We start from the raw sequence: 14,930 nt of genomic DNA, 5'->3' as shown, positions 1-14,930 counted from the left end.
ACCGGGCCACGCGCTAGGGTCGCGCCCGGCCCGGGACCCGCCGCGCCGTTCGAGCGAGGAGCTGTGCGTGATCTTCTTCGGTTGGGGACGCAGGAACACGTCCCGCCAGGTGAGCCCGACCCAGGCGCTGGTGCTCTCCTACGGGTACGTCCACGTCTTCTGGCTGTTCCGGGTCTCGTTCGGGCTGCGCTACGCGCTCGCGACCGCCACGGAGCAGGGGTGGGCCACCCGGCCGATGTCGCCCGAGGAGGTGGCGCACACCGGCGCCGACCGCGAGCTCACGCTCGGCTGGTGGTGGCGCTGGGGGCTGCTCGTCGGCGTCGGGGCGCTCGTCGTGCTCATCACGATGGCGTCGCTGTTCTCCTGAGCGCGTCGACCGCGGCCCGGGCGGGCGACCGCCCGGGTCAGGAGAGGCGGACGAGCGCCTGGCACTTGGCCAGGACGCGGGCGCCCGCGGCGGTGACCGTCAGGTCGATCCGCGCGGTGCGGGTGTCGGCGTCGAGCGCGCCGACCACGGCGACGACCTCGACGGCCGCGGCGCCCGGGTCCGGCACCGGCACGGGCCGGGCGAACCGGGTCTGGTAGTCCACGACCGCGCCGGGGTCGCCGACCCAGTCGGCGACGACGCCGACCGCGGCACCCATCGTCCACATGCCGTGCGCGATGACGCCGGGCAGCCCGACCTCGGTCGCGAACCGCTCGTTCCAGTGGATCGGGTTGAAGTCGCCGGACGCGCCGGCGTACCGCACGAGCCGGGACCGGTCGACGGCGACCTCGCGGCGACCGACCTCCTGGCCGACGGCCAGGTCCTCGAAGACGGGGGCCATCAGGCGTCCTCCCCCCGCACCGCGAGCGTGGACGTCACCGTGGCGACGGGCTCGCCGCCCTCGGCGCTGATCACGGCGCGGGTCGTCACCATCGACAGGCCGGCGCGCTCGGTGACCGCGTCCACGTGCAGCACGGTGACCAGACGGTCGCCGGCGTGGATCGGGCGGTGGTGGATGAACCGCTCGTCGGCGTGCACCACGCGGCTGAAGTCGATGCCCGCCTGCGGGTCCTCGATCAGCTGCGCCTCGGCGCGCTGCGCCACGACGACGGCGAACGTCGGCGGCGCGATCACGTCGGGGTGCCCGAGTGCCCGCGCCGCGTCGACGTCGGTGTGGGCCGGGTGCGTCGCCCCGACCGCCTCCGCGAACGCGCGGAGATGCTCGCGGCCGACCTCGTACGCCTCGTTCGGCGGGTACTCGCGTCCCGCGTACTCGGGGTTGACGGCCACGATCGGTGCCGCTGGGTCAGCGGGTCTCGCGGTGCAGCGTGTGACGGCCGTCGCGCGGGCAGAACTTCTTCATCTCGAGCCGGTCGGGGTCGTTCCGACGGTTCTTCTTCGTGATGTAGTTCCGCTCCTTGCACTCCGTGCAGGCGAGCGTGATCTTCGGACGGACGTCCGTGCTCTTGCTGGCCATGGTCATGCCACCTCTCGCGCACGCGGCGCTTGGATCTTCGTCGTCGGGCGCCGGCGGACGCCCCACTGGATTCAGTGCTGGTAGCGGGGGCGGGGTTCGAACCCGCGACCTCACGATTATGAGTCGTGCGCTCTCACCAACTGAGCTACCCCGCCTCGGGTGCGCACGCGGGCCAGGACGCTGTCCTGGCCTGCGACACACCACAGAGCCCCGAACGGGATTCGAACCCGTGACCTCTTCCTTACCAAGGAAGTGCTCTACCACTGAGCTATCGGGGCAGCGCGGACCAGGCTACACGGTGCTCCTGGCCGGTGCGAAATCGGCTCCCCCACCCGCGTGATCGCGCAGGTCGGAGCCCGTCCTCGTGCCGGCCCGGAGCAGGTCGAGCCCGGTCCGTGCGTGACGGCGGGGCGCCCTCCGTGCGGAGGACGCCCCGTCGTGACGTGCGTGGCGGGTGAGGGATTCGAACCCCCGTAGGCGATGCCAGCTGATTTACAGTCAGCCCCCTTTGGCCACTCGGGTAACCCGCCAGGGTGCGCGCCTCGGTGACTGCGTCTCCGGGGTGCGGATGGAAGGATAGCAAGGGTTCGGGCCGGTTCCGAAACCGGCCCGTCGTCGGCACAGCAGCACCGGAGCACCACAGGTCAGGAGGAGTCATGGCGAGCGAGTCGTCGTTCGACGTCGTCAGCAAGGTGGACCGCCAGGAGGTCGACAACGCGCTGAACCAGGCCATCAAGGAGATCGCGCAGCGGTACGACTTCAAGGGCGTCGGCGCCTCGATCGCGTGGAGCGGCGAGAAGATCGTCATGGCCGCGAACTCCGAGGAGCGCGTGCGCGCCGTCCTCGACGTGTTCCAGACCAAGCTCATCAAGCGCAACATCTCCCTCAAGGCGCTCGACACCGGCGACGGCGACCCCAAGCCGTCCGGCAAGGAGTACCGCCTCGAGGCCTCGATCAAGGAGGGCCTGTCCTCCGAGATCGCGAAGAAGGTGACCAAGCTCATCCGCGACGAGGGCCCCAAGGGCGTCAAGACGCAGATCCAGGGCGACGAGGTCCGCGTCTCCGCGAAGGCGCGCGACGACCTGCAGGCGGTCATCGCGCTGCTCAAGGGCGCCGACGACATCGACGCCGCGCTGCAGTTCATCAACTACCGCTGACGCGACGCGCCTCCGCGAGGCCCGGCACCCGGGACCGGGCGCCGGGCCTCGCGTCGTCCACAGGCGCGGCGGGTGGCCCTGTCGCGGGCTCGTGACCTCTGGTTGCATCGACGGGCATGACGGCAGGCGGAGATCCCGAGGCGATCCGGCAGCACGCCGGGCGGCTGCGCGCGACGGCGGACGAGGTGGCCCGCACGGGCGACCGGGTCCGCGCGGGCGCCGGGATCGCGTGGGTCGGGGTCGCCGCCGACCGGTACCGCGAGCGCCTGGCCGAGCACGGGCGGCGGGTGGCCGCGGCCCAGGACCAGGTGCTCGGCGCCGCGGCCGCGCTCGACCGGCTCGCGGACCAGCTCGAGGCCCGGCAGGCGACCATCCGCCGGGCGATGCGGTTCGTCGAGGACCGGGTCGACGACGCGCGGCGCACCGTCGGCCGGCTGGGCGGGCTGGCCGACGACGTGCTCACCGCGGGCGAGCGGGCCGCGCGCCGGGCCGCGCACACCGTGCTCGGCACCGTCGCCGGCGGGCTGCCCACCCCCGGCTCCCCCGACTGGTCCGGCGTCGCCGAGCGCATCGGGCGGATCGGGTGACCGCCACGCTCGCGCCGGAGGACGGCGCGCTCCGGGCCCGGCTCGGCGAGCAGGAGTGGGCCGCCGCGAGCGCCGGCGTCCCCGGCCTGCCCGGGTGGGCCGGGGTGCTGCCGGTGGACCGCGACGGGTCCGCGGTCGCGCCGGCCGGCCCCGCCGAGCGCTCCGGTGATCCGGACCCGGTGCTGCGCGCCGCGGTCGAGGGCGCCGGCGCGGCGACCGTGACGATCGAGGTGGCCGCCGCCGCGGGTGACCGCGCCCTGCTCGCCGTCCTCTGGTGCGACCCCGCGGCGGGATCCGGCCTGGCACGGGGCGTCGACGTCGTCCCGGGTGCGGGCCTGGCCGGCAGCACGCCGCGGCCCGGCGTCGAGGTGAGCGCGTTCCCCGTCGGGCGCCTCCTCGACGAGGTGCTGCGGCACGTCCCCGACGCCCCGGTCCGGGTGGCGGCCGCCCCGGCGACCGTCCCCGAGGAGCTGACGATCGCGCTCGCGCAGGCGATCCGCACCGGCGACACGACGACCGTCGACGCCCTGTGCGCCGAGCTCGGCACCGACGGCCCGCCCGCGGTGGTCGAGGCGGCCGTCCGCGGCACCGACGGCAGCCTGGTCGTGTCGGTCGCGAGCCGCGGCCGCGCGGACGTCTCGACGCTCAGCCTGCTCCGGACGGACGCCGGCTGGGTCGAGCTGGCCCGCACCGCCGACGGCCACGTCGTGCACACCCCACGGAGCCGCGAGGACGTGCGGACCACGCTGCTGCACGACCTGACCGGACGGTTCCCGACCGCGACGACGACGGAGGGCGACGCGTGACCATCAGCGTGAGCGGCGGCGCCGGCGGGGTCGGCGCGCGACTGCAGGACCTGCGCTCCGAGGCGGGGCTGCTGGACGCGGCCGGCGACGACGTGCGGCGGTGGAGCGGGTCCGTCGCGGCCGTCGCGGTGCACCCGGAGGTCGCCGTCGCCACGCTGCTGTGCCCCGGGGAGGTCGCGGCCGTCGCCGGCTCCGTCGCGGCGGCGTCCCTCGGCGCGGACGGGCTGCTCGTCCTGAGCGCACGGCTCGAGGGCACCGCCGTGGTGCTGCGGGCCTCGGCCACCACGTACGAGCTCGTCGACAGCACGCAGCAGCGGGTGCTGGAGGCGCTGCACACCGCCGCCGGGTTCGCGCTGGGATCGGCGCTGCCGCTCCTGGCGGCGGGCAGCACCCTCGTGGCCCTCGGCGTGGGCCTGTCCGCGGCCTCGACGCCGTCGACCTGGCCCGCGCTGGTCCTCGCCGCGCAGCGGATCGACGCGGCGCGCGTGCCCGGCGCCCTCGTGGGCGGGCTGTACGACAACCCGTGGCTGCTGGAGGGCCTGACGCGCGCCGCGCCCGGGCTGGTCCAGGGTTCGACGTGGTCGCTCGGCACGCTGCTGGGCGGGCCGCTCGGCGGGGTGACGGTGCCCTACGTGCTCTCCGGCGGGCGGTGGCCGACCGCGTCGTACGAGGACGCCGTGGGCGGGCTGATCCACGCGGGCGGGCTGCTCGGGATGTTCCGGGACACCGGCGACGTCGGGGTGCGGCAGGTCGAGGGCGACTTCACCGGGCACGCGCCGCGCTCGGTCGAGGACATCTTCACGGAGCAGGGCAGCATCGGGCAGCTGGAGAGCTGGGGCCAGGTGCAGATCAGCGAGGTGCGGCAGGCCGACGGCACGTCGTCGTGGATCGTCCAGGTCCCCGGCACCCAGCCGTGGGAGCCGGTGCGCGGAGGCAACCCCGTCGACCTCACCACGAACCTCCGCCTGATGGCCGGCGAGCCGACGCACCTGGGCGACCAGGTCCGGGCCGCGATGGTCGCCGCCGGGATCGGGCTCCGCGACCCGGTGCTGCTGGCCGGGCACAGCCAGGGCGGGATCACCGCCGCCTCGCTCGCGGCCGACCCGGCGTTCCGCGACCGGTACGACGTGCGGGCCGTCGTGACGGGCGGGTCGCCGATCGCGCGGTTCGACATCCCCGGCTCGGTGGCGGTGCTGGCGCTGGAGCACGACCAGGACGCCGTCCCGATGCTGGAGGGCCGGGAGAACCCGGACCGGCCGTCCTGGATCACCGTCGAGCGCGACCTCGCGCGGGCACCGGTCGGCGATCCGGACCCGGAGCACCCGGAGGCGACGCAGCACGCCCCGCCCCGTCACCTCGGCGCCGCGCACGGCACGGACGCCTACGCGCAGACCGGCGCGCTGGTGGACGCGTCGACGGACCCGTCGGTGCGCGCGTGGCTCGACGAGCAGGCGTCGTTCTTCCGGGGCGGCGGGACGACGACCCGGTGGGACGTGACCACGTGGTGAGGCGGTCCGGGGCGAGGGTGCTCGTCGGCGCCGCGATCGCGGGGGTGCTCGCGGGCGGCCTCGGTGGGTGCGGTATCGGCCCGTCCGGGAAGTCGCGCGGGCCGGTCCCGGACGACGTGCTGTTCGAGCAGGTCGCCGGGCTGCCGGGCGTCGCGGCGGCGGACCTGCGGTGGGAGCTGAACTTCGGGAACATCCCGGCCTACGCCGGAACCGTGACCGCCGAGCGCGGCGCCGACCCGCTCTGCATCCTCGACGAGACGCTCGCCGTGCTCTACCAGGGCCGGCAGGACACCTCGCTGCGCGCGGTCCAGGTCGAGCAGGGCGGCACCACGGTGCGCGCGGCGGACCTGGTCGGCGAGGCGCGGCTCGGCGAGCGGTACGGCCCGCGTCCCACGGAGCCGCAGCCGACGGCGACGAGGCGCGCGTGCACCCCGCCCTCGCTGACCGAGCCCGGCGCCACCCCCACCGGGGCCCCGACGTCGAGCAGCTGAGCGCGGCGTCCGCGGTCGAGCGACGCCGGTCAGTACCGCTCGACGCCGCCGTAGCCCGCCATGCGCTCCAGGCGCTGGATCCGGTCCGCCATCGGCGGGTGCGTCGCGAACATCTTGCCGATGCCCGCACCCTTGAACGGGTTCGCGATCATCAGGTGCGACACGTCCACCAGATCCCGCTCCTGCGGCAGCGGGCGGGCCGCGGTGCCCTGCTCGAGCTTGCGCAGCGCCGAGGCCAGCGCGAGCGGGTCGCCGGTGAGGGCCGCCCCGTCCTCGTCGGCGTCGTACTCGCGGGTGCGGCTGATCGCGAGCTGGATGAGCGTCGCCGCGAGCGGGGCGAGGAACACCATGAGCAGCGCCGCGATCGGGTTGCCGCCGCGGTCCCGGTCGTTGCCGCCGCCGAAGAACAGCGCGAACTGCGCGACCGAGGTGATGACGCCGGCCACGGCCGCGGCGATCGACGACGTGAGGATGTCCCGGTTGTAGACGTGCATGAGCTCGTGGCCGAGCACCCCGCGGAGCTCCCGCTCGTCGAGGATCTGCAGGATGCCCTCGGTGCAGCAGACGGCCGCGTTCCGCGGGTTGCGCCCGGTGGCGAACGCGTTCGGCGCGGCGGTCGGCGACACGTACAGGCGCGGCATGGGCTGGCGCGCGGCGGTGGAGAGCTCGCGGACGATCCGGTACATGGCGGGCTGCTCGATCTCCGACACCGGCCGCGCGTGCATGGCGCGGATCGCGATCTTGTCGGAGTTCCAGTAGGAGTACGCGGTCATCGCGAGACCGGCCAGCGCGAACAGGAAGATGTACCGCCCGTTCGCGACGAACGCGCCGATGCCGAGCAGTACGGCCCACAGGACGCCGAACAGCAGCGCCGTCTTGAGACCGTTGTAGTGCCGGTGACCCATGTCCGTCCTTCCTCGTCGCGGCCGACAGCTCGTCCCGCGTCCCGAACAACGCGGCAGGCCGCCGACCAGTTCCCCTACCCTGACCCCGCACATCCCGCCGTCCCCGAGGAGACACCGTGCGTACCGTCCGCATCCTGGCCCTGGCCGCCGCGAGCGCGCTGGCGCTCGCGGCCTGTGCGCCCGTCGACGAGGGGAGCGACGCGCCGGCGTCGTCGTCCGCCGCCGAGGGCGCGCTCGACACGCTGACCGACGGCGTGCTGACGATCGGCACCTCCGACCCGGCGTACGAGCCCTGGGTCGTCGGCAACGACCCGAGCAGCGGCGAGGGCTTCGAGGCCGCCGTGGCCTACGCGGTCGCGCAGCAGCTCGGCTACGACGCCGACCAGGTCGAGTGGGTCCCGGTCACGTTCGACCAGATCATCGCCCCGGGGGCCAAGTCGTTCGACTTCGCGATCAACCAGGTGTCGATCAGCCCCGAGCGCGCCGAGAACCTCGACTTCTCGTCGTCGTACTACGACACCGCGCAGGCCGTCGTGACGCTGGAGGGCTCCTCCGTCGCCGGCGCGACCTCGCTGGCCGAGCTGAAGGACGCGAAGCTCGGCGCGATGGTCGGCACCACCAGCCTCACCGTCGCGCAGGACGCGATCGACCCGAGCACCGACATCCAGGTGTTCAACGACAACGACCAGGTGAAGCAGGCGCTGCAGGCGGGCCTGGTCGACGCGATCGTCGTCGACCTGCCCACCGCGCTCTACATCACCGCGGCCGAGCTCGACGGCGGCGTCCTGGTCGGCCAGCTGCCGGCGGACGACGCGGCCGGCGCGGACCAGCTCGGCCTGGTCCTCGACAAGGGCTCCTCGCTGACGCAGCCCGTCACCGAGGCCGTCGACGCGCTGCGCGAGGACGGCACGCTCGCCGACCTCGAGTCGCAGTGGCTCACCGACGCGGCCGGCGCGCCGGTCCTGCAGTAGTGCCCGCGGGACCCGCGGACCCCGCGATGCCGCCGGACGGCACCCGCCCCGCGTGGGTGCCGTCCGACCGGCAGCGCGAGCGCGACGCCTACCGGCGCGGGCAGACCCGCCGCTCGACGGTGGTCGCCCTGGTCAGCACCGTGGTGGTGGCGGCCGTCGCCGTGCTCGGGCTGGTGAGCTCGCCGGGGTGGCCGCGGGTCAAGCAGTCGTTCCTCGACCCCGAGGTCGCCTGGGCGTCGCTGCCCAAGGTCCTCGAGGGCCTGTGGCTGAACGTCCGCGTGATGGCCGCGTGCGCGGTGATCATCGTCGTCGTGGCGATGCTGCTGGCGCTCGCCCGGACGCTGCGCGGGCCGGCGTTCTTCCCGCTGCGCGCGCTGGCCACCGGCTACGTCGACGTGTTCCGCGGCCTGCCGCTCATCCTCGTGCTGCTGCTCGTCGGGTTCGGCCTGCCCGGGCTGCGGCTGCAGGGCGTCCCGACGTCGGCGGTCGTGCTCGGCGGGCTGGCGCTGGTGCTGACGTACTCGGCGTACGTGGCCGAGGTGTTCCGCGCGGGCATCGAGTCGGTGCACCCGTCGCAGGTCGCCTCGGCGCGGTCGCTGGGCCTCACCCGCGGGCAGACGCTCCGGCACGTCGTGCTGCCCCAGGCCGTGCGCCGGGTGATCCCGCCGCTGCTGAACGACCTGGTGTCGCTGTCCAAGGACTCGGGCCTGATCTCGATCCTCGGCGCGGTGGACGCGGTGCGCGCCGCGCAGATCCAGACGGCCACCTACGCCAACTTCACGCCCTACGTGGTCGCGGGCGTGCTGTTCGTGCTGCTGACCATCCCGCTGACCCGGTTCACCGACGCGCTCGCGAAGCGCGGCGGCTGGCTCGGCTCGCAGAGCGGGCTGGCCGGCGCGGGGGCCATGCGATGACCGGCCCGACCGCGGGCGCCGCCCCCGACGTCGTCCCCGCCGGCTCGCCGCTGCTGCGCGTCGACCGGGTCCGCAAGGCGTTCGGCGACCACGTGGTGCTCGACGACCTGTCCCTCGACGTCGCCGAGCACAAGGTCGTCGTGCTGATCGGCGCCTCCGGCTCCGGGAAGTCGACGCTGCTGCGCTGCGTGAACCTGCTGGAGGAGGTCGACGACGGCGTCATCGAGGTCGCCGGCCAGGAGGTCACGGACCCCCGCGTCGACGCGAACGCCGTGCGCGCCCGGATCGGCATGGTGTTCCAGGCCTACAACCTGTTCCCGCACCTGCGGGTCCTCGACAACGTGACGCTGGCGCCGCGGCTGGTGCACAAGGTCGGGAAGCGGGAGGCCCGGGAGCGCGCCGCGGCGATGCTCGAGCGGGTCGGCCTCGGCGCCAAGGCGCAGGCGTTCCCGGACGAGCTGTCCGGCGGCCAGCAGCAGCGCGTGGCGATCGCGCGGGCGCTGGTGACGCAGCCGGCGCTGATGCTGCTCGACGAGGTCACCAGCGCGCTCGACCCGGAGCTGGTCGGCGAGGTGCTCGACCTGCTCGGCGAGCTCAAGGACGAGGGCACGACGATGGTCGTGGCGACGCACGAGATGGCGTTCGCGCGGCACGTCGCCGACGAGGTCTGCTTCCTGCACCAGGGCCGGATCCTGGAGCGCGGGCCGGCGGAGCAGGTGCTGGGCGCCCCGCGCGAGCAGCGCACGCAGGAGTTCCTGCGCCGCTTCACGGGCTGACCCGGGGGGGCCGCTCGCCCACGTACGAGTGGAAACGAGTGGAGCGTCCTGCCCGACACGCGCGGCGTGTCGCGGCAGAACGCTCCACTCGGTTCCACCCCCGGGGGTGTCAGGCCTCGCCGGCCGCCTCGGCCAGCGCGATCCGCACCATGTCCTCGCGCGGCACGACCTTGACCCGCTCGCGCCCGTGCGGCTCGCCCAGCGCCCGCTCGTACGCGTCCAGCAGCTCCCAGCCGGCCCAGTGGATCGGGCGGGCGCCGCGCGCGGTCAGGGCGTCGACGACGGCCTGCGGGTCCGGCTCGGTGGCGGACAGGAACGGGTTGCCCGGCTCCGTCACGTCGCCGGCGTCCTCGACCAGGTGCCGGATCGTCTCGCTCGCGTCGGACTTGGTGTGCCCGATCAGGCCGACCGGCCCGCGCTTGATCCAGCCGGTCGTGTAGACGCCGGGCACCGGCTCGCCGTCGACGTCCACGACCCGGCCCTCGCGGTTCGCGATGACGCCCTTGGCCTCGTCGAACGGCACGTCCACCAGCGGGGACCCGAAGTAGCCGACCGCGCGGTACACGGCCTGCACCGGCCAGTCGTACGTCGTCCCCGTGCCCGCGACCGTCCCGTCGCCGGCCAGCGCGGTGCGCTCGGTGCGCAGCCCGACGACCTTGCCGCCCTCGCCCAGCACCTCGACCGGCTTGTGCAGGAAGTGCAGGTGGATGCGGCGGCTCGCCGTCAGCTCCTCCGGCTCCTTCAGGGTCCAGTCGGTCAGCGTCTTGACGACCTGCTTGGTCTGGTTCGACGAGTGGATGGCGGCCATCGAGCCCTCGTCGAAGTCGAAGTCCTCCGGGTACACGACGACGTCGACGTCCGGCACGTGGCCGAGCTCGCGCAGCTCCAGCGGGGAGAACTTGGCCTGCGCCGGGCCGCGGCGGGCGAACACGTGCACGTCCGTCACCGGGCTGGCCTTCAGGCCGTCGTAGACGTTCTGCGGGACCTCGGTCGGCAGCAGGTCGTCGGCGTGCTTGGCGAGGATCCGGGCGACGTCGAGCGCCACGTTGCCGGCGCCCAGCACCGCGACGTGCTGCGCGGTCAGCGGCCAGGTGCGCGGGACGTCCGGGTGGCCGTCGTACCAGGACACGAAGTCGGCGGCGCCGTACGAGCCGTCCAGGTCGATGCCCGGGATCGGCAGCTCGGCGTCCTTGATGGCGCCGGTCGCGAACACCACCGCGTCGTAGTGCCGGCGCAGGTCCTCCAGCTTGAGGTCCACCCCGTAGTCGACGTTGCAGATCAGCCGGATGTCGCCGCGCTCCAGCACCTTGTGCAGCGCGACGATGATCTGCTTGATCCGCGGGTGGTCGGGCGCGACGCCGTACCGGACCAGCCCGAACGGCGCGGGCAGGCGCTCGATCAGGTCGATGGACACGTCCAGGCCCGAGCGGCTGAGGATGTCCGACGCGTAGATGCCGGCGGGGCCGGCGCCGACGACGGCGACGCGGACGGGGCGGTTCGAGGTCACGCAGGTGCCTTCCTTCGGGGTCGCCGACCAGTGTAGGACGACCTAACCTCTGCCGATCTGCCCCGACTTCCCGCCGTTCTCCCCGCGCGGGCGCGGACGACGCCCGGGCGCGTCGGCGGGCGGCGCTAGCGTCGGGTCGTGAGCACGCCCTCCCCGTCCGTCCCCGGCAGCCCGACCGCGGCCGCGGCGGCGCCCGCAGCCCCCGCCCCGACCGGCGCCCTCGACCCCCGCGGCCTCGCCGCCGGCGTCGGCGCGTACCTGCTCTGGGGCGTCCTGCCGCTGTACTTCGAGCTGCTGAAGCCGTCCGGCGCCGTCGAGGTCGTCGCCCACCGGGTGCTGTGGTCGCTGATCTTCTGCGCGGTCGTGCTGTCCGCGACCCGCACCTGGCGCGCGCTCGGCGTCGTGCTCCGCTCGCGCCGCACGATGGCGCTGATCGCCGCCGCGGCCGTGCTGCTCGCGGTCAACTGGCTCACGTTCGTGTTCGCCGCGCTCGGCGGGCACGTGGTCGACGCCGCGCTCGGCTACTTCATCAACCCGCTGGTCACCGTGCTGCTGGCGGTCGTCGTGCTGCGCGAGCGGCTGCGCCGGACGCAGTGGGTCGCTCTCGGGTTCGGCGTCACGGCGGTCGTGGTCATCACGGTCGGCCTCGGGCGGCTGCCCTGGGTGGCGCTCACGCTGGCCGGGTCGTTCGGCGTGTACGGCCTGCTCAAGAACCGGGTCGGGCGCAGCGTCGCCGCCGCGCCCGGGCTCGCCGCGGAGACGCTCGTGCTCGCGCCGCTGTCCGCCGGCTACCTGGTCTGGCTCGGGGCGTCCGGCGGGTCGACGTTCGCCGCGACCGGGATCTGGCACGCGCTCGCGCTCGCCGGGACCGGCATCGCGACGGCGCTGCCGCTGCTGCTGTTCGGCGAGTCGGCCCGCCGGCTGCCGCTGAGCGTCGTCGGCAGCCTGCAGTACCTCGCCCCGGTGCTCCAGCTGGTCATCGGCGTGCTGGTGCTGCACGAGACGATGCCGCCGGCGCGCTGGTGGGGCTTCGGGCTGGTGTGGGTCGCGCTGGTGCTGCTGACGGTCGACGGGGTGCGGACCCAGCGGGCGCAGCGGCTGCGCGCGGCGGCCGCGGCGACGGCGCCGGCCGTCACCGGCTGACCGCGCCCGGTGGCGCTCGGCCCCGGCGGCGCTCAGCCCCGGCGGCGCCGCCCCGCCACGCGCGCGGCCAGCGCCGCGAGCAGCACGACCGCGACCCCGCCGATCCCCCACCACACGGCCCCCGCGCGCGCCCCGGCGAGCGGGTCCTCCCGCGGCGTCACGTCGACGGTCCGCACGTCCGCCGCCTGCGCGTCGGCGCGCCCGTGCACCGGGCTGACGGGGCCGGGGGCCGTCCCGTCGTCGACGAAGCCCAGCGCCGCGTCCGGGCGGACCACCCCCCAGCCGACCAGGTCGTCCCGCTCGGCGGGCTGCGCCCGGGCGGCCGTCACCTCGAGCCGGTAGGCCCACTGCGCGGGGGTCTCCTCGGGGTACCGCTCGGCGAGCAGCGCCACGGCGGCGCTGACGTACGCGGTCGCGAAGCTCGTGGAGGTGCCCTCCCCGGACAGCATGCAGTCGCCCGCCGCGTGGAAGGTCGTGAGCACGTTCGTGCCCGGCGCGGCGACGTCGACGTGCGCGCCGTGGATCGCGTCGCCCGCCGGCTGGTCGTCCACGTCGACGGCGGTCACCGACAGCACGCCGTCGTACGCCGCCGGGTAGCGGGGGCCGTCCGTCTCGTCGCTGCTGGTGTTCCGGTTGCCCGCGCTGGCGACGACGAGGGAGCCGGCCGCGGCCGCGCGCCGCACGGCGTCGGCCAGCGCCGGGGTGTCGTTCGGCGTGCTCATCGACACGTTGACCACCCGGGCGCCCGCGGCGACGGCGGCGTCGATGCCCGCCGCGATCCGGCCGGCGTCGGGGGCGACGCCCTGCTCGCGCGCCTGGTCGTCGTCGGCGTAGTAGACGCGCACCGGGAGGATCGTCGCGTCGGGGGCGAGGCCGACGACGCCCGAGCCCAGGTCCGGCAGCGCCCGCGCGGCGATCTGGCCCGCGACGGCCGTGCCGTGCCCGGCGGTGTCCGTGCGCCCGGCCGGGTCGCCCGCGGCGCCGACCAGGTCGACCCCGGGGACGACGGCGTCGGCCAGGTGGGCGTTGCCCGGGTCGACGCCGGAGTCGACGACCCCGACCAGCACGCCCGCGCCGGTAGCCGACTGCCACGCGCGCTCCGCGGCGAGCCGGGTGAGGGCGGGCGGGGCGTCGGCGACGTACTGGGTCTTCTCCTGGGTGCACTGCGTGGTGGTCGCCGCGGGCACGCGCGCCGGGACCGGGCCCGCTGCGAGGGCGGCGCCGACACCGGGGCCGGCCAGCAGGAGCGCGGCGGCGAGGCCGGCGAGGACCGGCCGCCCGCCGCGCGCGGGTCGGGGCGTCACGGGGCCTCGGTGCTCGCGCCCGTCGAGCCCGTCGTCGCGCCGACGCCCGACGCCGCGGTCCCGCCCGAGACCTCGGTCGCGGCCGCCTCGACGGTCAGGTCCGGCCCCGTCGGCAGCAGGTCGGCCCACGCCGGCGGCACCCGCGTGACGTCGTCCGGCGCGTAGCCGAGCCGGGCCAGCACCTCGTCGCCCGCGTCCGGCACCGGGTACGCGCGGCCCGAGCCGTCGACCAGCCGCACGGTCGCGGCGGCGCCGTCGGTCGTCTGCGCGCGCACCAGGGCGCCCGACCCGGGCGCGACCCGCACGCCCGCGGCCACCTCGGCGCCGTCGCGCAGCACCAGGTCGACCCGCTCGGCGTCGCCGGTCGTGAGCACCACGCACGCGGTCGACCCGGCGGCGGGCAGCGTCGGCACGGTGGCCGGCAGGTCCGCCGGCGCGACCGGGGTCGCGGAGGTGCGCACGGCGGCGATCTCCGCGGCGGTGACCTCCAGCGGCTGTGCGGCGAGGTCGCCGGCGCCCAGCAGGTACAGCGGGTAGGCGAGGTCGGACAGCGGCGCGAGCTCGCCGCGCGCGTCGACCACGTAGCGCCGGGCGCCGTCGCCGACCCCGGTCACCTCGACCAGCGTGCCCACCCGGGTGTCGATCGGCAGGCCGCCCTCGGGCAGCGCCGCGTCTCCGGCGCCCTCGACGGTCAGCGGCGCGAGGTCCGAGCCCACCGGCACGAGGTTGACCCAGTCGGCGCCCGCGGCGAGCGGGGTGGCGGTGTCCAGGCCGAGCGCGCGCAGCACCGCGGCCTCGTCGCCGGCGGGGATGCGGTGCCGGGTGCCGTCGGAGACCAGGTACAGGGTCCCCGCGGCCTCCACGAGCGCGCCGGCGCCGGGGTCCGCCACCGGTGCCGGGGCGTCGGGGTCGATGGTCAGCGCCGTGCCGCCGTCGGGCGCGACGCACGCCGCCCAGCCCGTCGCCGCGAGCCGGCTCGCGAGCGGCAGCTCGTCGGGGGCTCCGGCGATGCCGATGGTCGCGCCGCGCGGGGCGTCGGTGATGTCGTCCTCGCTGACGTCGACCACGTGGAACGAGCCGGAGTCGAGGACCAGGCGCGCGCTGGTCACGTTGAGCACCGGGTGCAGCGTGCCCTGGATCCCGACGTACCGGCTGCCGTCGCCCTCGACGATGACCAGCGACTGGTCGTCCCAGCCGTCCGGCAGCGTGGGGCTGAGCAGGCCGAACCCGAGGCTGCCCAGCACGAGCAGCACGGACAGCGAGACGCCCGCGACGACGCCGCGCAGCGGCTTGGTGGGCTCGAGCTCCCGCCCGCCGGGCGCGCCGCTGGTGAACGCCGTGAGCAGGCGCCGGCGGCTGTAGGTCTGCGCCTCGACGAGGTCGCGCTTGGACGCCACC

The 14,930-nt window shown here is 75.5% G+C and carries 17 protein-coding genes and 3 tRNA genes; 10 read left to right on the top strand and 10 right to left on the bottom strand.

Annotation, left to right across the window (positions count from 1 at the left end; translation table 11 throughout):
• Positions 1 to 67 precede the first annotated feature (67 nt).
• Positions 68 to 367 (top strand): hypothetical protein, encoded by a 300-nt coding sequence (locus tag VER05_RS19495; RefSeq protein ID WP_324846961.1) that lies wholly within the window; start codon positions 68 to 70, stop codon positions 365 to 367.
• Between the two features lie 37 nt (positions 368 to 404).
• On the opposite strand, the gene VER05_RS19490 is transcribed toward VER05_RS19495, so the two are convergent.
• From VER05_RS19490 to VER05_RS19465, 6 genes are all read right to left on the bottom strand, one after another.
• Entirely contained in the window at positions 405 to 827 is a 423-nt protein-coding gene (locus VER05_RS19490; protein ID WP_324846960.1) for a MaoC family dehydratase, read from the bottom strand.
• Entirely contained in the window at positions 827 to 1,276 is a 450-nt protein-coding gene (locus VER05_RS19485) for an FAS1-like dehydratase domain-containing protein (RefSeq protein WP_324846959.1), read from the bottom strand. Before VER05_RS19485 ends, VER05_RS19490 begins: the two co-directional genes overlap by 1 nt.
• 16 nt (positions 1,277 to 1,292) lie before the next feature.
• The gene (rpmG, locus tag VER05_RS19480) at positions 1,293 to 1,463 is read right to left on the bottom strand and encodes a 50S ribosomal protein L33 (protein WP_179684973.1); all 171 of its coding nucleotides are present in this window, start codon (positions 1,461 to 1,463) and stop codon (positions 1,293 to 1,295) included.
• Between the two features lie 78 nt (positions 1,464 to 1,541).
• A tRNA-Met gene (locus tag VER05_RS19475) sits at positions 1,542 to 1,618 on the bottom strand.
• A gap of 51 nt (positions 1,619 to 1,669) precedes the next feature.
• A tRNA-Thr gene (locus VER05_RS19470) sits at positions 1,670 to 1,741 on the bottom strand.
• A 170-nt stretch (positions 1,742 to 1,911) separates the two neighbouring features.
• A tRNA-Tyr gene (locus VER05_RS19465) sits at positions 1,912 to 1,993 on the bottom strand.
• Positions 1,994 to 2,119: 126 nt separating this feature from the next.
• Between VER05_RS19465 and VER05_RS19460 the strand changes: the two genes are divergently transcribed.
• The 5 genes from VER05_RS19460 to VER05_RS19440 all read left to right on the top strand — a co-directional run bounded on the left by VER05_RS19460 (position 2,120) and on the right by VER05_RS19440 (position 6,012).
• Positions 2,120 to 2,620 carry a YajQ family cyclic di-GMP-binding protein gene (locus VER05_RS19460; protein ID WP_324846958.1) on the top strand — a complete coding sequence of 167 codons (501 nt, stop codon included), beginning with the start codon at positions 2,120 to 2,122 and terminating at the stop codon, positions 2,618 to 2,620.
• 116 nt (positions 2,621 to 2,736) lie between these two features.
• Positions 2,737 to 3,207, top strand: coding sequence for a putative T7SS-secreted protein (locus VER05_RS19455; RefSeq protein ID WP_324846957.1), 471 nt, complete (start codon positions 2,737 to 2,739; stop codon positions 3,205 to 3,207).
• Positions 3,204 to 4,013 carry a hypothetical protein gene (locus tag VER05_RS19450; protein ID WP_324846956.1) on the top strand — a complete coding sequence of 270 codons (810 nt, stop codon included), beginning with the start codon at positions 3,204 to 3,206 and terminating at the stop codon, positions 4,011 to 4,013. The genes VER05_RS19455 and VER05_RS19450 overlap by 4 nt, the downstream gene beginning before the upstream one ends.
• Complete coding sequence (locus tag VER05_RS19445) at positions 4,010 to 5,521, top strand: hypothetical protein (protein WP_324846955.1); 1,512 nt, start codon at positions 4,010 to 4,012, stop codon at positions 5,519 to 5,521. Before VER05_RS19450 ends, VER05_RS19445 begins: the two co-directional genes overlap by 4 nt.
• Positions 5,518 to 6,012, top strand: a complete 495-nt coding sequence (locus VER05_RS19440; RefSeq protein WP_324846954.1) for a hypothetical protein — start codon at positions 5,518 to 5,520, stop codon at positions 6,010 to 6,012. Before VER05_RS19445 ends, VER05_RS19440 begins: the two co-directional genes overlap by 4 nt.
• A gap of 29 nt (positions 6,013 to 6,041) precedes the next feature.
• Here the strand turns inward: VER05_RS19440 and htpX are convergent, their stop codons facing one another.
• The gene (gene htpX, locus VER05_RS19435) at positions 6,042 to 6,917 is read right to left on the bottom strand and encodes a zinc metalloprotease HtpX (protein ID WP_324846953.1); all 876 of its coding nucleotides are present in this window, start codon (positions 6,915 to 6,917) and stop codon (positions 6,042 to 6,044) included.
• 116 nt (positions 6,918 to 7,033) lie between these two features.
• Here htpX and VER05_RS19430 point away from each other — a divergent pair, with 116 nt between their 5' ends.
• Genes VER05_RS19430 through VER05_RS19420 form a run of 3 tightly spaced genes read left to right on the top strand, consistent with a single transcriptional unit; the run spans position 7,034 to position 9,578 of the window.
• Entirely contained in the window at positions 7,034 to 7,888 is an 855-nt protein-coding gene (locus VER05_RS19430; protein WP_324846952.1) for a transporter substrate-binding domain-containing protein, read from the top strand.
• Positions 7,889 to 7,914: 26 nt separating this feature from the next.
• Entirely contained in the window at positions 7,915 to 8,802 is an 888-nt protein-coding gene (locus VER05_RS19425) for an amino acid ABC transporter permease (protein ID WP_324846987.1), read from the top strand.
• Complete coding sequence (locus VER05_RS19420) at positions 8,799 to 9,578, top strand: amino acid ABC transporter ATP-binding protein (RefSeq protein WP_324846951.1); 780 nt, start codon at positions 8,799 to 8,801, stop codon at positions 9,576 to 9,578. Before VER05_RS19425 ends, VER05_RS19420 begins: the two co-directional genes overlap by 4 nt.
• A gap of 109 nt (positions 9,579 to 9,687) precedes the next feature.
• Here VER05_RS19420 and VER05_RS19415 read toward each other — a convergent pair whose 3' ends face one another.
• Positions 9,688 to 11,085, bottom strand: coding sequence for an FAD-dependent oxidoreductase (locus VER05_RS19415; RefSeq protein WP_324846950.1), 1,398 nt, complete (start codon positions 11,083 to 11,085; stop codon positions 9,688 to 9,690).
• A gap of 138 nt (positions 11,086 to 11,223) precedes the next feature.
• On the opposite strand from VER05_RS19415, the gene rarD reads away from it, so the two are divergent.
• The gene (gene rarD / locus VER05_RS19410) at positions 11,224 to 12,228 is read left to right on the top strand and encodes an EamA family transporter RarD (protein ID WP_324846949.1); all 1,005 of its coding nucleotides are present in this window, start codon (positions 11,224 to 11,226) and stop codon (positions 12,226 to 12,228) included.
• 32 nt (positions 12,229 to 12,260) lie between these two features.
• Here rarD and VER05_RS19405 read toward each other — a convergent pair whose 3' ends face one another.
• Together VER05_RS19405 and eccB are read right to left on the bottom strand one after the other, a co-directional pair.
• Positions 12,261 to 13,532: a S8 family serine peptidase gene (locus VER05_RS19405; RefSeq protein ID WP_324846948.1), complete on the bottom strand. Its 1,272-nt coding sequence runs from the start codon at positions 13,530 to 13,532 to the stop codon at positions 12,261 to 12,263.
• The gene (gene eccB / locus VER05_RS19400; protein WP_324846947.1) at positions 13,529 to 14,929 is read right to left on the bottom strand and encodes a type VII secretion protein EccB; all 1,401 of its coding nucleotides are present in this window, start codon (positions 14,927 to 14,929) and stop codon (positions 13,529 to 13,531) included. Before eccB ends, VER05_RS19405 begins: the two co-directional genes overlap by 4 nt.
• Position 14,930: the final 1 nt, after the last annotated feature.

The organism is Cellulomonas sp., assembly GCF_035634735.1.
Classification (GTDB): domain Bacteria; phylum Actinomycetota; class Actinomycetes; order Actinomycetales; family Cellulomonadaceae; genus Cellulomonas.
The sequence above is the reverse complement of the archived record's forward strand: the minus strand, read 5'-3'. Positions and strand labels throughout refer to the sequence as shown.

What these genes read in the sequence shown, in the direction of transcription:
- VER05_RS19490 (WP_324846960.1), bottom strand. Translation starts at nt 827, where the DNA reads ATGGCCCCCGTCTTCGAGGACCTGGCCGTCGGCCAGGAGGTCGGTCGC.
- rpmG (WP_179684973.1), bottom strand. Translation starts at nt 1,463, where the DNA reads ATGGCCAGCAAGAGCACGGACGTCCGTCCGAAGATCACGCTCGCCTGC.
- VER05_RS19460 (WP_324846958.1), top strand. Translation starts at nt 2,120, where the DNA reads ATGGCGAGCGAGTCGTCGTTCGACGTCGTCAGCAAGGTGGACCGCCAG.
- VER05_RS19455 (WP_324846957.1), top strand. Translation starts at nt 2,737, where the DNA reads ATGACGGCAGGCGGAGATCCCGAGGCGATCCGGCAGCACGCCGGGCGG.
- htpX (WP_324846953.1), bottom strand. Translation starts at nt 6,917, where the DNA reads ATGGGTCACCGGCACTACAACGGTCTCAAGACGGCGCTGCTGTTCGGC.
- VER05_RS19425 (WP_324846987.1), top strand. Translation starts at nt 7,915, where the DNA reads ATGCCGCCGGACGGCACCCGCCCCGCGTGGGTGCCGTCCGACCGGCAG.
- VER05_RS19420 (WP_324846951.1), top strand. Translation starts at nt 8,799, where the DNA reads ATGACCGGCCCGACCGCGGGCGCCGCCCCCGACGTCGTCCCCGCCGGC.